General features: G+C 37.0%; 17 protein-coding genes, 1 tRNA gene and 1 pseudogene. 12 read left to right on the top strand and 7 right to left on the bottom strand.

Features of this window, described 5'->3' with window-relative positions; translation table 11 throughout:
• The 6 genes from WBM60_RS14365 to WBM60_RS14340 form a co-directional block, all read left to right on the top strand.
• Positions 1 to 864, top strand: an 864-nt coding sequence (locus tag WBM60_RS14365; RefSeq protein ID WP_424283238.1) for a cryptochrome/photolyase family protein, incomplete at its 5' end; no start/stop codon positions are given.
• A gap of 175 nt (positions 865 to 1,039) precedes the next feature.
• On the top strand, positions 1,040 to 2,473 hold the full coding sequence (locus WBM60_RS14360; RefSeq protein ID WP_424283237.1) for an amidohydrolase: 1,434 nt from the start codon (positions 1,040 to 1,042) through the stop codon (positions 2,471 to 2,473).
• Positions 2,474 to 2,497: 24 nt separating this feature from the next.
• Entirely contained in the window at positions 2,498 to 2,929 is a 432-nt protein-coding gene (locus tag WBM60_RS14355) for a (4Fe-4S)-binding protein (RefSeq protein ID WP_424276291.1), read from the top strand.
• A gap of 72 nt (positions 2,930 to 3,001) precedes the next feature.
• The gene (locus WBM60_RS14350) at positions 3,002 to 3,922 is read left to right on the top strand and encodes a TolB family protein (protein ID WP_424283236.1); all 921 of its coding nucleotides are present in this window, start codon (positions 3,002 to 3,004) and stop codon (positions 3,920 to 3,922) included.
• 45 nt (positions 3,923 to 3,967) lie between these two features.
• Complete coding sequence (locus tag WBM60_RS14345; protein WP_424262497.1) at positions 3,968 to 4,414, top strand: VOC family protein; 447 nt, start codon at positions 3,968 to 3,970, stop codon at positions 4,412 to 4,414.
• A gap of 74 nt (positions 4,415 to 4,488) precedes the next feature.
• Positions 4,489 to 5,490: a pirin family protein gene (locus WBM60_RS14340; protein WP_424277993.1), complete on the top strand. Its 1,002-nt coding sequence runs from the start codon at positions 4,489 to 4,491 to the stop codon at positions 5,488 to 5,490.
• A 60-nt stretch (positions 5,491 to 5,550) separates the two neighbouring features.
• Here WBM60_RS14340 and WBM60_RS14335 read toward each other — a convergent pair whose 3' ends face one another.
• The 4 genes from WBM60_RS14335 to WBM60_RS14320 form a co-directional block, all read right to left on the bottom strand.
• Positions 5,551 to 5,874, bottom strand: coding sequence for a GNAT family N-acetyltransferase (locus tag WBM60_RS14335; RefSeq protein ID WP_424262493.1), 324 nt, complete (start codon positions 5,872 to 5,874; stop codon positions 5,551 to 5,553).
• A gap of 59 nt (positions 5,875 to 5,933) precedes the next feature.
• The gene (gene murA / locus WBM60_RS14330; protein ID WP_424276294.1) at positions 5,934 to 7,241 is read right to left on the bottom strand and encodes a UDP-N-acetylglucosamine 1-carboxyvinyltransferase; all 1,308 of its coding nucleotides are present in this window, start codon (positions 7,239 to 7,241) and stop codon (positions 5,934 to 5,936) included.
• A 15-nt stretch (positions 7,242 to 7,256) separates the two neighbouring features.
• On the bottom strand, positions 7,257 to 7,910 hold the full coding sequence (locus WBM60_RS14325; RefSeq protein ID WP_424262489.1) for a DUF4290 domain-containing protein: 654 nt from the start codon (positions 7,908 to 7,910) through the stop codon (positions 7,257 to 7,259).
• Positions 7,911 to 7,997: 87 nt separating this feature from the next.
• The gene (locus tag WBM60_RS14320; protein ID WP_424262487.1) at positions 7,998 to 8,285 is read right to left on the bottom strand and encodes a DUF493 family protein; all 288 of its coding nucleotides are present in this window, start codon (positions 8,283 to 8,285) and stop codon (positions 7,998 to 8,000) included.
• An 87-nt stretch (positions 8,286 to 8,372) separates the two neighbouring features.
• On the opposite strand from WBM60_RS14320, the gene WBM60_RS14315 reads away from it, so the two are divergent.
• The 5 genes from WBM60_RS14315 to WBM60_RS14295 all read left to right on the top strand — a co-directional run bounded on the left by WBM60_RS14315 (position 8,373) and on the right by WBM60_RS14295 (position 12,904).
• Positions 8,373 to 8,936, top strand: a complete 564-nt coding sequence (locus WBM60_RS14315; RefSeq protein WP_424283235.1) for an AAA family ATPase — start codon at positions 8,373 to 8,375, stop codon at positions 8,934 to 8,936.
• Positions 8,937 to 8,938: 2 nt separating this feature from the next.
• Entirely contained in the window at positions 8,939 to 10,837 is a 1,899-nt protein-coding gene (locus tag WBM60_RS14310; RefSeq protein WP_424283234.1) for a RecQ family ATP-dependent DNA helicase, read from the top strand.
• The gene (gene fmt / locus WBM60_RS14305) at positions 10,834 to 11,781 is read left to right on the top strand and encodes a methionyl-tRNA formyltransferase (RefSeq protein ID WP_424283233.1); all 948 of its coding nucleotides are present in this window, start codon (positions 10,834 to 10,836) and stop codon (positions 11,779 to 11,781) included. Before WBM60_RS14310 ends, fmt begins: the two co-directional genes overlap by 4 nt.
• Positions 11,782 to 11,957: 176 nt before the next feature.
• Positions 11,958 to 12,230 (top strand): HU family DNA-binding protein, encoded by a 273-nt coding sequence (locus WBM60_RS14300; protein ID WP_299161781.1) that lies wholly within the window; start codon positions 11,958 to 11,960, stop codon positions 12,228 to 12,230.
• Positions 12,231 to 12,343: 113 nt separating this feature from the next.
• On the top strand, positions 12,344 to 12,904 hold the full coding sequence (locus WBM60_RS14295) for a YqgE/AlgH family protein (protein ID WP_299161779.1): 561 nt from the start codon (positions 12,344 to 12,346) through the stop codon (positions 12,902 to 12,904).
• Here the strand turns inward: WBM60_RS14295 and WBM60_RS14290 are convergent.
• Positions 12,897 to 13,739: an aminotransferase class IV gene (locus WBM60_RS14290; protein ID WP_424283232.1), complete on the bottom strand. Its 843-nt coding sequence runs from the start codon at positions 13,737 to 13,739 to the stop codon at positions 12,897 to 12,899. The two genes, WBM60_RS14295 and WBM60_RS14290, sit on opposite strands and share 8 nt — an antisense overlap.
• Before the next feature lie 53 nt (positions 13,740 to 13,792).
• Positions 13,793 to 14,176 carry an START-like domain-containing protein gene (locus WBM60_RS14285; protein ID WP_424259412.1) on the bottom strand — a complete coding sequence of 128 codons (384 nt, stop codon included), beginning with the start codon at positions 14,174 to 14,176 and terminating at the stop codon, positions 13,793 to 13,795.
• A 135-nt stretch (positions 14,177 to 14,311) separates the two neighbouring features.
• Between WBM60_RS14285 and WBM60_RS14280 the strand changes: the two genes are divergently transcribed.
• A tRNA-Met gene (locus WBM60_RS14280) sits at positions 14,312 to 14,385 on the top strand.
• Positions 14,386 to 14,699: 314 nt separating this feature from the next.
• Here the strand turns inward: WBM60_RS14280 and WBM60_RS14275 are convergent.
• A pseudogene (locus tag WBM60_RS14275) lies at positions 14,700 to 14,993 on the bottom strand (phosphoribosylaminoimidazolesuccinocarboxamide synthase); the annotation flags it as partial.

Here is a 14,993-nt window from a genome sequence, read left to right as displayed (position 1 = left end):
GTTTATACGCCTTATATGCGCAAGTGGAAAGAAAAATTCAAAACAGATGAGCCGGTTATGGCTTATGACTCCGAGTCATTATTAAACAGGGTGTTCAAACAAGCAGATTTGCCTAATCTGTTACTGGAAGAGATAGGATTTAAAAGATCTGAAATTGCTGTTCCGGCTTATGAAATTTCTTCATCATTACTAAATTCATATGAAAAAACCAGAAACTTTCCGGCCATAGAAAAAGGCACCTCCAAACTAGGACCCCATTTGCGATTTGGAACCGTTTCTACTCGACAAACAGTGTTAAAAGCCCTAAGTGCCAGGAATGAGACTTTTTTAAATGAATTGATTTGGCGCGAATTTTTTATGCAAATCTTATGGCATTTTCCGCATACTGTTTATAAAGCTTTTAAGCCAAAATACGATAGGATCCCATGGCGAAATGATGAAAAGGAATTTGAAATGTGGAAAAAAGGGGAAACAGGATACCCCCTTGTTGATGCAGGAATGAGGGAACTTAATTCTACTGGGTTTATGCATAACCGGGTGCGAATGCTGGTAGCAAGTTTTCTTTGTAAGCATTTATTAATAGATTGGCGTTGGGGAGAGGCTTACTTTGCTTCAAAACTTTTAGACTTTGAACTTAGCAGCAACATTGGAAACTGGCAATGGGCTGCAGGGAGTGGTGTAGATGCAGCACCGTATTTCAGGATCTTTAATCCCCTTACACAAGTGGAAAAATTTGATCAACAAAAAGAATATATCAATAAATGGGTTCCTGAACTACAGGAATTGACATATCCCCAAATGATGGTGGATCATAAAATGGCCCGTGAACGCTGCCTCAGAATATACAAAGAAGCACTAAACTGAATCCTTTTGGTTACATCTGGCAAATTAACATTCTCTTTAAAGAATTCGGTGATTTAATTCTTTAAAAGCCATTGGCCAACGGGTTAGAGACTTTTTATGGTTGTTAAAGACATTACCCGGCAAAAAAATGTATTTTTATTGGATTGATTACCAATTCTAATTCTTTTTTAAAAATATGAGAAAATTACTCTTTGGATTATTGTTGATCCTAACTTCTGCAGCCTCTGCTCAAAAAATAAGCAACAACAAAAAAGCAATTATACAATCTATTGAAAAGCACAATGCAGAACTAATAGCTATTAGCGATTCTGTATGGGCTCTTGCTGAAACAGCTTTTAATGAAAAACAATCTTCGGTAATTTTAGCTGACTATGCAGAAAAGAACGGTTTTTCCGTTGAGCGTGGCGTTTCCGGAATGCCCACTGCCTTTATAGCTACTTACGGATCCGGAAAGCCGGTAATAAGCATTTTAGGTGAATTTGATGCCCTCCCGGGAATATCTCAAAAGGCACAACCTACAAAAGAAGCTTTAAATGAAGGAGCGGCCGGACACGGTTGTGGCCATAATTTATTTGGAACAGCAAGTCTTGGTGCTGCGGTGGCCGTAAAAGAACTCATAGAAGAGGGCAAAATTAAAGGGACCATTAAATTTTTTGGCACTCCGGCAGAAGAAAAATATTTTGGAAAGGTTTGGATGGTACGAGATGGCTTATGGGATGATGTTGATGTTAACCTAAGTTGGCATCCGGCTGACAATACAGAAGCCGATGCACAAAGTACACTTGCTTTGGTTGACTTTAAAGTTGAATATTTTGGTCAGGCGGCACATGCGTCTGCTGATCCCTGGAATGGAAGAAGTGCTTCCGATGCCTTAGAATTATATACCACAGGAATTAACTACTACAGAGAACATATTAAACCAACGGTACGGATTCATTACCATATTCAAGATGGTGGGCAAGTAGTTAATGTAGTACCTGATTATTCTAAACTTTGGGTGCGTGTAAGAGACACTAAGCGAAGCGGAGTAATTCCGGTATACGAAAGGGTTCAGAAAATGGCCGAAGGCGCAGCAGTAATGGCGAATGTAGATTACAAGATTACCCTGATTTCAGGAATTTATGAGGTATTGGTAAACAGATCGGGTGAGGAAATCATGCAAAAAAACCTGGAATATTTGGGAGACATTACATATACAGAAGAAGAACAGGCTTTTGGTAAAAAGATTCAGGAGAATACACAGAAACCTCAGATAGGAATGGACAGCAAAATAAGTCCGCTGAAAGAAACCAAAGAACACCCCGGCGGTGGATCCACAGATGTTGGCGATGTAAGTTGGAATGTTCCTAACATAAATTTAAGTGTAACTGTAGCGCCAAAAGATACGCCATGGCATTCCTGGGCGGTAGTCGCTTGCGGCGGAATGAGTATTGGTCATAAAGGGATGACCTATGCTGCCAAAGCTTTAAGCATGACCGCTGTAGATCTTTTTGAGGATCAAAAATTAATAGAAAAAGTTAAGAATGAATATAAAGAAAGGAAGGGTGACGAGGTCTACGAAGCAAATATTCCTCCGGGGCCACCACCGGTGGGAGATAACTATGAATAAAGTGTAAAGAATAACTAATAAATTATGGCAGAAAGAGAAATAATTAAAGAATATTCAAAGGGTGATCTAACTGTAGTATGGAAACCAAAGAAGTGCATCCATTCCGCTATTTGCGTGAATACCTTGCCGAAAGTGTATGATCCGAATAAGAAACCCTGGATTGAACCAGAAAATGCAACCATTGATGAATTGAAATCACAAATTAATAAATGCCCTTCCGGGGCACTAACCTATACTATGAAAGAAGAAACAAAAAATTCCGAAGAAGTGACTAAGAATACGCGTGTAGATGTAATGGCTAATGGCCCTCTTTTGGTACATGGCACTTTAGAAGTGAAGGATGCCAGCGGAAAGACTGAAAGCAAAAGCGGGGTAACTGCATTATGCAGATGTGGTGCGTCGGCTAACAAACCCTATTGTGATGGGGCACATAAGAAGATAGACTTTGTAGGGTAAAATAATTGTTGTGCATTCATAATGGAGTTATATAGCATTGGAATATATGGCCTTAACTGAACTTTGAATATTATGAATCTGATATTTAATAAAACGCTGGTAATTCTCTTTATTATGGGTTCGGGACAAAATTTTGGACAATCACCCCAGCTTAAATCAATGCTGGAAGTTTATTCAATGGAAACCGGGGAACGAAAAGTAATATATGAGGAAATGGCTCACTTTGAAGCTCCCAACTGGAGTCCTGACGGGAACTTTTTAATTCTCAATCAAAATGGCCTTTTATACAGGATAAAAATTGATGGCAGTTCAAAGGAGCAAATAGATACAGGAGCTGCTGTGAGATGTAATAATGATCACGGAATTTCTCCTGATGGCACAATGCTGGCCATTAGCAATAATGATCCTATAGAAGGCGTGGAGTCCGGCACTTCCCGGATCTATACATTACCTTTAAAAGGAGGCACCCCTCAACTCGTGACATTAGAATATCCATCCTACTGGCACGGATGGTCTCCGGGGAGTGATGCCGTTGTATATACCGCAAGTCGCAATAATAACTATGATATCTATAGAATTTCAATTCAGGGAGGTGAAGAGGAACGCCTCACCAACAGTCCAGGTCTGGATGATGGCCCGGAATATTCCCCGGATGGTAAATACATTTATTACAATTCAATGCAATCTGGTAAAATGGAGATTTGGAGAATGAAACCCAATGGTAGCGAAAACGAACAATTAACCAATGATGCCTATTCAAATTGGTTTGCACATCCTTCACCGGATGGAAAGTATTTTGTTTTTATTTCCTATCTGGAAGATCAGGGAGACCGTCATCCTCCATTAAAATCTGTGGCATTGAGACTCTACGATTTAAATACAAAAGAAATCAAAAGTCTTTGCCTTTTTTTAGGCGGACAGGGAACAATTAATGTCCCCTCTTGGTCGCCCGATAGCAAACACTTTGCTTTTGTATCTTATGATAATCAATAATGCATTATTTATAAGCACCCAAAAAAATATTTAAAACCCTTTCGTATGAAAAAACTGATGCTCTTACTCTTAATTTGCTATTTTTCAAAATCGTATACACAGGACTTTGATTTTCAATACGACCATTATTCTTTTATAGTGACAGATCTCAAAAAGACCGGAGACTTCTATGCTAACATATTAAAACTAAAGGAAATTCCGCATCCTTCTGCAGCACAAGGATTTAGATGGTTTAGTATACATGGAAATTCTCAACTTCACCTTATAGGTAAAGATTCCGTGATTCGTCAAAATAATAAAAGTAGCCATCTGTGCCTGGCTACACAAAATCTGGATGGTCTCATTTCTTATCTGGAAGAGAAAAATATCCCTTATTGGGACTGGCCCGGAAAAAAGAATGCCGTTACAGACCGTGCAGATGGAGTGCGTCAGATTTATATTAAAGACCCTGAAGAGAATTGGGTTGAAATTAATACCGCAATCCATGAATAATATGTGAAATTTTATTTGGAATGTAACTTCAAGTAACTACAAAAAAATTATCAAAACATCAAAAATTTAAAACTATGAGTACCCCAGTCAAACGAATATTTCCTTTAGGTTTCCCATGGGAAACGCAAGACCCGTTTTTGTTCTGTGTTTATCATTTAGATCATTACCCAAAGGGTAATAGTTCAATGGAACCGGACGTATCTCTTGAAGGGCGTAACCTGGGCAACGATTTCACTATTAAAGATGGTTGGAGAATGTATCACGGACATACCATTCCCGGGTTTCCGTATCATCCGCACAGAGGTTTTGAAACGGTGACCATTGTGAATAAAGGATATTGTGATCATTCAGACTCATTAGGAGCTGCCGGTAGATTTGGACAGGGTGATGTACAATGGATGACTGCTGGCAGGGGGGTTCAGCATTCTGAAATGTTCCCTTTGCTGAATACAGATAGGGATAATCCGTTGGAATTGTTTCAAATTTGGATCAACTTACCAAAAACAGACAAATTTGTTGAACCACATTTTAAAATGCTCTGGCATGAGGATATCCCCCTTGTTAAGATCAATAATACTACAGTAAAAATAATTGCAGGTAGCTATTCCGGAACGACTGCACCAGATCCCGCGCCCAATTCTTGGGCAGCAAATTCTGATAATGAAGTTGCCATATGGAATATTCATATGGATGAAAACGAAACATTTAATTTGCCTCCTGCATCTGCAAATTTAAGCCGTACCCTTTATTTTTATGACGGCGCCGAAGTAAAGATTGGTGAGCAGGTGATTAAACCCAATCACGGTGTGGAGCTTAATTCAGATGCAGAAGTTACTTTAGAAAATGGCAGCAAGAAATCTCACTTTTTAGTATTGCAGGGAAAACCTATAAACGAACCGGTTGCTAAGTACGGCCCCTTTGTTATGAATACACAGTTGGAAATTCAACAAGCCATGGAAGAATACAGGCTTACGCAATTTGGTGGCTGGCCCTGGCCACATGCAGACAACGTTCATCCGAGAGAAAAGGGAAGGTTTGCAAAATATCCTAACGGGGATGTTGTAGAACGTGAATGATTTGATAATAAATTTAGAGCCTTTTGGTAATTTGGACTTTTGCTATTATTGACATTTTTTCTAGCCTATCGAAAACCCCGGGGCTAATAATCCATCTGCTTTACCTGGATTACGCTTAAGGTATGCGGCGACAAAAGGACATAAGGGAGCCATTTTAAATCCATTTTCCCTGATATGTTCAAGAGTTTTGGATACAATAATAGCTCCTATACCATTCCCTTCTAAAGAGCGGGGTACTTCGGTATGAGTGAGATATATAATATTATTCTTGGCCTGGATATATTCTATAAATGCAGTTTCGCCTTCAATGAGTAATTCAAATCTTTTCTTTTGACCCAAATCATTGTTAATCAGAGGTAGTTTTTCCCAAACCGGATTTTTCATTTTTCAGATTTTAAGAATAGTATGCCTCCATAAAAACAGGAGGTCTATAACTCCTTTTCTTACATCCTTTCAATCTTAGCGCCAATTGCCCTAAGACGATTGTCAATATCCTCATAACCCCTGTCTATCTGCTCAATATTATGGATGATTGATGTTCCTTTTGCGCATAGAGCGGCAATTAAAAGGGATACTCCGGCTCTGATATCGGGGGATACCATCGTTGTAGACTTTAACGTGGATTTAAAATTGTGGCCAATTACAGTAGCCCTATGTGGATCGCAAAGAATAATTTTTGCCCCCATATCTATTAATTTATCTACAAAGAACAAACGGCTTTCAAACATTTTCTGATGGATGAGCACTTCGCCCTTGGCTTGTGTTGAAATAACAAGGATAATACTTAACAGATCCGGGGTGAGACCGGGCCAGGGTGCATCTGAGATAGTTAAAATAGAACCATCAATATAGTTGTGAATTTTATAACCCTCTTTATGTTCAGGAATGTAAATGTCGTCCCCTCTTTTTTCCAGAGAAATACCCAGTTTTCTAAAAACCGATGGGATCTGGCCTAAGTCGTCCCAGCTGACATTCTTGATCGTCAATTCGCTTTTGGTCATTGCTGCAAGGCCTATCCAACTGCCTATTTCTATCATGTCCGGCAACATGGTATGCTCTGTGCCTTTCAAATTCAGAACCCCGTCAATAACCAATAAATTAGACCCAATACCGGAAATTTTTGCTCCCATCCGGTTTAGCATCTTGCACAATTGTTGCAGATAAGGCTCACATGCCGCATTGTAAATAGTTGTTTGCCCTTCTGCCAGGACAGCTGCCATAACAATGTTAGCGGTACCTGTAACCGATGCCTCATCTAAAAGCATATAGGTGCCTTTAAGTCTTTTGGCTTCTACCCCATAAAAATGCTCCTCTTTATTATATCGGAATTTTGCACCCAACTGAATAAATCCTTCAAAATGGGTATCTAATCTGCGCCTACCTATCTTATCACCTCCTGGTTTAGGAATGTAACCCTTGCCATATCTGGCTAATAAAGGACCTACCAGCATAATAGAGCCTCTTAATCCCCTGCCATCAGTTTTAAATTGTTCAGATTGCAAATAAGACAGATTAATGTCATCTGCTTTAAAAGAATAAGACCCTTTGCCTTTTTTCTGGATTTTTACTCCCAGGTCTTCTAGTAAGGAGATTAGCTTGTTGACATCAAGAATATCCGGAATGTTGTTTATGACTACCTCATCCGGGGTAAGCAAAACCGCACAAAGAATTTGTAATGCCTCATTTTTAGCGCCTTGTGGGGTTATTTCCCCATGAAGTTTATGGCCGCCCTCAATTTTGAATGTTCCCATTTAAGGAAGAAATATTTAATACCGTTTTTTACCTCTGTTAGTATTTCGCTGGCCCTTTTTTGGGGAACTGGTCCTATTGGATTTTGAAATCCGTGATTTAAGAAACTGTCCACTATCTGTAAGGTTAACACCATCAGCAGCTAAATCTATTTTGCCATCACTTAGTTCATAAAGGTGCTTAAAAATTGCTTTATCCTCTACGGTATCCTTGTTCCAATTAAGATAACACTTCTTCATATGATTAGCTATAGCATATTCCAGCCCAGCCCGCTTATCGCCTTCATCCCATCCAATGGCTACATCTATCATTCGTTTTATGTTATTGCCATAAAAACGGTATTTAGGATGGTTTTGTGGGTATTCCAATGGATCAGGTCTTGCTTGTAGGACTTCCTTTGGAGTTATGGGAAAAGGTGATTCAGCTTGCAACTTAAAGTCGGACATAATAAATAATTGATCCCAAAGTTTATGCTGAAAATCGGGTACGTCCCTCAAATGAGGTTGAAGGTTACCCATGACACTAATAATGGCCTTTGCTACTTTATTTCTCTCTTCATCGTCTTTTATGGAGACGGCATGATCTACCATTTTTTGAAAATGGCGACCGTATTCGGGTATAATGAGCTTTTCGCGCTCAGTATTGTACTCTAGGTTTTCTACTGGATTCAAATTTCTATATAATTCTGATTAAATATATGTAGAGGAAGTATCTCTATAACGGTTGCAAATTAAGAAAATTATCCCAGTTATACCAGTTTATAAAGATATTACGCCCTCAACGAGGCCAACTTCTTTGTATTTTTCTATTACCTCATCGGGATTTGCAAGATTTACCATAATCGAAAGACTCGTATATTTACCCTTACTTGATTGTTTAGATTCAATAACCGCTCCTGTATTGTCAAAAATTTGTTGTATTTGGGTGATCTTATCCTTGTCTGTGGGGACTATAAATTTATATAAGTAATCTGCAGGCCAGCTATTACTTTTGAGTAATTCTTCTTTGAGCCTAAGGTAAAAATCATCTGATTTCTCAGTATCCATTTAAAAGTTTTTACAAATATAAAGCTTCGTGATCAATTTTTTATGCTTGCTCGCATTGATTACTTTTGTGATTGTAAAATTTAGTTCTTGAAATCTAAAAAAATAGTTATTACGGGAGGGCCGAGTACTGGAAAAACGGTCATTATACAACAACTTGAAGCATTTGGTTATACCTGTTTTCACGAGATTGTGAGAAGTATGACTCTTGAGGCAAAAGAAAAGGGTAATCCTGATTCCTTTGTTTCCAATCCACTTGCTTTTGTCAAAGATCCTTTTGAATTTAATCAAAGAATCCTTAGCGGCAGGATGGAACAATATAATAAGTCCGTTAATATGGCTATTCCCCATGTCTTTTTTGACCGCGGTATTCCAGATGTTTTGGCTTATATGGACTATTTTGACCAAAGTTACACCCGTGATTTTGAAAAAGCTTGTACAACCAGCAGATATGATAAAGTTGTAATCCTGCCACCTTGGGAAAAAATATATGTATCTGACAATGAAAGATTAGAAAGCTTTGAGGAGGCCATTGAAATATATGACCACTTAAAACGGACTTATATGAGATATGATTATGAGCCTGTTCTTATTCCAACCGGCACTGTGGAAGAGCGTATTTCTTTTTTATTAAATGAAGTGAAGAAAGATTGACAATGAGGGATCCGCAAGAAATCTTAAAAAAATATTGGGATTATGAAGACTTTAAAGGATCTCAGAAAGCTATTATAGATGCTGTGTTAAATGGTAAAGATGTGCTTGCGCTTTTACCTACAGGTGGAGGTAAATCTTTATGTTATCAAATTCCGGCGATGGCCAGTGAAGGATTATGCATTGTTGTTTCACCCTTAATAGCCCTTATTCAAAACCAGGTTCAGCAATTGAAGGATATAGGTATTAAGTCTATTGCCTTAACAGGAGGAATTTCCAGAGAAGATTTAAATAATCTATTAGACAATTGCATTTACGGAAATTATAAATTCTTATACCTATCACCTGAACGTTTGCAGCAGGAAATAGTAAAAGACAGGATTGCCCAAATGGAGATTAATCTTATTGCGATAGACGAAGCACATTGTATTTCTCAATGGGGGAATGATTTTCGACCGGCGTATTTAAATTGTTCGCTTTTGCGGGATATAAAACCAGAAGTTCCTGTAATTGCGCTTACAGCCACTGCCACCGCAAAAGTTGCCCAGGATATTACCGAGAATCTTAAGTTCAAAGAACATCAAATTTTCAAAGATTCGTTTAGCAGGAAAAATATATATTTTGGGGTTATTTGGGAAGAAGATAAACAAAGGCGTTTGTATGAGTTATGCAAGAAAACAGACCGAAGTGGCATTATATATGTCCGTAGCAGAAGAATGGCGCAGGTAATCGCTGCTTTTTTAAACAAAAAAAATATTTCTGCTACCTTTTATCACGGGGGTATTCCAAAAGAAGAAAAGGAGAAGAAACTAAATTTATGGCTCAATAATAAGGTAAGAATAATGGTGGCCACAAATGCCTTTGGAATGGGAATTGACAAAGCCGATGTTACTTTGGTAATTCATTATCAAATCCCGGAAAGTCTCGAGTATTATTACCAGGAAGCTGGCAGGGCAGGTAGAAATGGCCTCCCGGCTAAAGCTATAATGATAACCAACAAAGACGATGAATTACAACTAAAAAGCCAATTTTTAAAAGTATTACCCGATGTAAAATTTTTGAAATTACTTTATAATAAACTCAATAATTATTTTCAAATACCCTATGGAACTCTGACTGAAGAAATATTTCAGTTTCGATTTGAAGAATTCTGTCACCTTTATAAGATCAATTCACCTATGGCATATAATGGGTTACGCATTCTTGATCAAAATTCTGTGATATCCTTGTCGCAAAATTTTTCCCGTAAAACAACTGTACAATTTTTATTTTCTAAAAACGCCCTCTTAGACTATCTGGAAAGACATCAGAGCATTGCGCCATTCGTACAAACCATTTTAAGAACTTATGGAGGGATTTTTGATTTTGAAACAAAAATAAATACGCTTTTAATTTCAAAAAAAACTTCACTTTCAGAAGAAAAAATATTAAATGACCTGGAACAATTGGATAAAGATAAGGTCATAAGATTAAAAGCAAATAACAGAGATCTGGAACTCGTTTTCTTGGTACCCAGGGAAGATGACATTACAATTAATAATTTTTCAAAGAAAGTAGAAATGCAGTTGCAAACAAAAGTGAATAAGGTTGAAAGCATGCTTGGTTATATTAAAAATGACAGGTTGTGTAGAAATCGCCAACTGCTATCGTATTTCGGTGAAAAAACTGATGAACGTTGTAATAACTGTGATGTTTGTAATAACCAAAAGAAACTTGACTATCCCAATTTTCTTGATATAAAAAGTGACATTATTGAATTATTGGAAATGAAAGAAAGTAGTTCAAGAGACATTATCCAGGAATTACCGCAAAATGAGCTCTTGATATTAAAAACACTACAAATGTTGCTGGAGGACGGTAAAATTAATATTAATTCAAAAAATAAATATAGCCTTCAAAAATGAGAAACTTGAGAATAGTATTTATGGGTACCCCGGAATTTGCTGTCGCCACTTTAGATAAGCTGGTCCAAGAGGGCTATCAAGTTGTAGGAGTAATTACAGCACCCGACAAACCCGCAGGAAGAGGTCGAAAAATACATGAATCTTCCGTTAAACAATATGCAAAAAAAGCTGGCTTATATATAATGCAGCCAACTAATTTAAAGGATAAGGAATTTCTTGATGATTTAAGATCACTAAAGGCTAACCTTCAAATTGTGGTAGCATTTAGAATGCTACCAAAACAAGTATGGTCTATGCCCGAATATGGCACATTTAATCTCCATGCTTCCTTATTACCTGACTATAGAGGGGCCGCTCCTATAAACTGGGCAATAATTAATGGGGAAAGGCAAACAGGAGTTACTACATTTTTTATAGATGAGAAAATAGATACAGGCGAGCTTATTTTGCAAGAAGCAACTGAGATTGGACCAGATGATACTGCGGGAGATCTGCACGATAAATTAATGGCCCTCGGAGCGGGATTAGTTTTAAAGACGGTTTCCCTGATTGAAAACAACCAGGTTGTAACAAAAAAACAGCCATTGGACCGCCAATTTCGAACTGCAGATAAAATCAACAAAGAAACTTGTAAAATAGATTGGGAAGAATCTCCTGAGAAAATATACAATCATATACGAGGACTTAGCCCATTCCCAACTGCCTGGACAAATTTGAACAACGAAGACGAATTAATCACAATAAAAATATACAAAGCTAAATGGGAAAAGGAGGAGCATAATTTTAAACCCGGAACTGTTCACTTCACTAAAAAAGAGCTAAAAGTTGCCTCCCCGGGGGGGTATGTTTACCTGACAGAATTACAGCTTTCTGGTAAACGGAAAATGGCTGTTATTGATGTTTTAAATGGGCTTAAAATCAAAGAATCAGCCCATATGACCTAAAGCCCCATGAGCATTGGGCTTGGAGAATCAACCAAAAAAACCCAACTTTATCAACAAACGTTTTAAGTTATCAACAAAAACGCTGATTTACCCCAGTTTTACTTGTCTTAACCGCAAATCCGTATAAATTTGTTCAAGCTTAAAATTATTTAACAACTATTAATTTATTTAAAATTATGAACAAAACAGAATTAATTGATGCGATGGCAGCCAGTGCTGGCATCACTAAAGCAGCAGCAAAAAAGGCGTTGGAGTCTTTCTTAGGGAACGTAGAAGGATCACTTAAGAAAGGGAATAGAGTATCTCTAGTAGGTTTTGGATCTTGGTCTGTTTCTAGAAGAAATGCCAGAGAAGGAAGAAATCCTTCTACTGGAAAGACTATACAAATTGCAGCTAAAAATGTAGTTAAGTTTAAAGCAGGTTCTGATTTAAGCAGCGCTGTAAACTAATCCATCTTTTCGAAATATATGAAAGCGTCCCATAAACCGGGGCGCTTTTTTAATTTATATGGGTTTTTGTTATTTACTAGATTTATCTTATTTTTAAAAGTATTAATAGAGCTATGATAAGTTTAAAACCCAAAAAAGGGAAATTGCTGATTGCAGAACCTACGCTTACAGGAGATGTTTCTTTCAACAGATCTGTCGTTCTTTTGGCAGAGCATAATGATGAAGGATCGGTAGGATTTATTCTTAACAAGCCACTGAATTATGACATTAGTGATCTTATTGAAGATATAGATGTCCCATTCCAGGTATTCAACGGAGGACCGGTAGAACAAGACAATCTTTATTTTATTCACAAGGTACCGCACCTTATTGATAACAGTATTGAAATATCAGATGGAATATTTTGGGGTGGTGATTTTGACAAAACTGTAAAACTCATTAACCAAAAGGTGATCACGAACACAGATATACGATTTTTTCTCGGGTATTCGGGATGGTCATCCCTGCAGCTTGATCAGGAACTGGATTCAAAATCCTGGATCGTAGTAAAAAATGAATATGAGAGCAATATCATACAAAAATCTACAATAGCTTTCTGGAAAGAAAAAATGCTGGAACTCGGTGGTGATTATTTATTGTGGTCTAATGCGCCCGAAAATCCTAGTCTTAATTAAACCTGGCGGCAGCATTTAGCTTCCCCAAAAGCTCTTTAGCCACTTTATTATCATAAGTCTTCTTGCGATATTTTGTTATTGGCTGTATTCCCATAACACTGTTTGTAATAAATAATTCATCGGCCTGCTGAAGTTCAAATGGGGAAATGGATATCTCCTGGCATTCATAAGTCTCAATTTTGTTGAGAATATCTAATATTTTTTTTCTTACAATACCTTTAATACAGCCGTCTTCTAAAGGTGGCGTTTTTAAAACATTATTTTTTACAAGGAAAATATTCCCGTTAAGTGCTTCCGCTACCGACTTGGAATCATTTAACAACAAACAATTATTATAGCCATTCTCTTTTGCATAAACACTACCCACAACATTCAGGATTCTATTGGTTGTTTTAAGATTGGAAAGCATGTTTTTACTTATTGTAAAATCTTTAAATAGTTCCACTTCATAACTGTCTTCATTTAAAATATAATACGGATTTGTTAAAAGATCTGCATCAATAATATAGGATACTTCATTGCTTTCCGGTTTATAGGAGCCCCCATTATTCCTGAATACTGTAATCCTAATTCGGGCCGAATTATTTTCAACTCCTGTGGGAACTACTTTTAATATTTGTTCTTCTAAAAACTCCATGGTAAAAGACATTGGTATCTCCATTCTTAATATCCGCATGGAGGACATTAGATTTAAATAATGATCTTCCCAAAAAATAATCTTCCCGTTTACTAGCCTAAGTGTTTCAAAAAGGGCATCACCATAAAGTAAGCCTCTGTTTTTACCATTTAGATAGAGGGCATTATCATCTACTATTTGTCCATTGAAATTAACCATAAAAAAAGCCTTGATAAATCAAGGCCAAATATACTGTTAAAATTAATTTTATATTACTTGGAACCCAGTACTTGTTTAAGATCGGATACCTGGTTTTTCCATAACATTTTTGCTTCATCAATTTCATCCTCTTCTGCAAAATCAGTTATAAAAAGAGATACATCCTTCGTGATTTCATCAACAATAATCCGCATCTCAAAAAAACTATCATCCTCATTTTCCGACCATGTAAACTTTATGAATTCATCACTTTTCTTTTTTAAGAGTTTGGCCTCCTCTTCAGATCCATCCCACATGAAGTTGAATATTTCACCACGAGAATTTACATTGTCTGCAAACCATTCAGACAGTCCCGATGGCGTTGACAGATACTGGTACAACAACTGGGGAGAAGACTGTATTACAAACTCAATTTCAAATTTTATTTTATCACTCATTCCACGACATATTTATGTTGGACAATATATATATTTATATATGATAAAAAAATAAAACCGACATATTAATTTTGGTGAATGAATTTTGACGAACAAGAAATTAACCTTTATATTTGCAGCCATTTTAAAACATTCGGCGAGGTAGCTCAGGTGGTTAGAGCGCAGGATTCATAACCCTGAGGTCGGGAGTTCAAGTCTCCCTCTCGCTACTTACTAATAAAAAGAAAAAGCCAAAATTTTATTTTGGCTTTTTTTTATTTCTCTTTATTTCCAAAATTGAATGAAAATTAAATGACAAATAAAACCGGGTACTAGATTTTAATACCCTGAAACACTTATACCTTCATCCCGCCTCTTTCGTAACCCATAAATATATAATGAAATGCTAATGTGCCTGCTGTTAAGGAACATATGGAATTAATAGTCAGGGATTTTTAGACTTGAGAAATAAACTGTTCCTTTTCTGAATAAATAAAAATGTTTAACGGTAAGAACTCTTTTAAACAAATTGTTATTCGGAAATTTAACTACCATCAGACTTTTCAAAATAGTGCAGGATATTGTTTTCTATACGATGCATTATATTGGTAGAATCTGCTTTAATAAAGGTTTCCCCCGTAATCTTTTCGTAAAGTTCAATATAACGCTCAGAAACTGTAATAATGTAATCATCAGACATTTCGGGAACGGTTTGTCCTTCCAGCCCCTGAAATCCATTACTAATCAACCATTGACGAACAAATTCCTTAGATAGCTGTTTTTGACCTTCTCCCCTGCTCTGTCTTTCCTCGTAACCCTCCGCATAAAAGTAGCGGGA

This window comes from Eudoraea sp. (assembly GCF_049669105.1).
Classification (GTDB): Bacteria; Bacteroidota; Bacteroidia; order Flavobacteriales; family Flavobacteriaceae; genus Eudoraea.
Note: the sequence above shows the minus strand (reverse complement) of the source record. Positions and strands in the feature narration are given on the sequence as shown.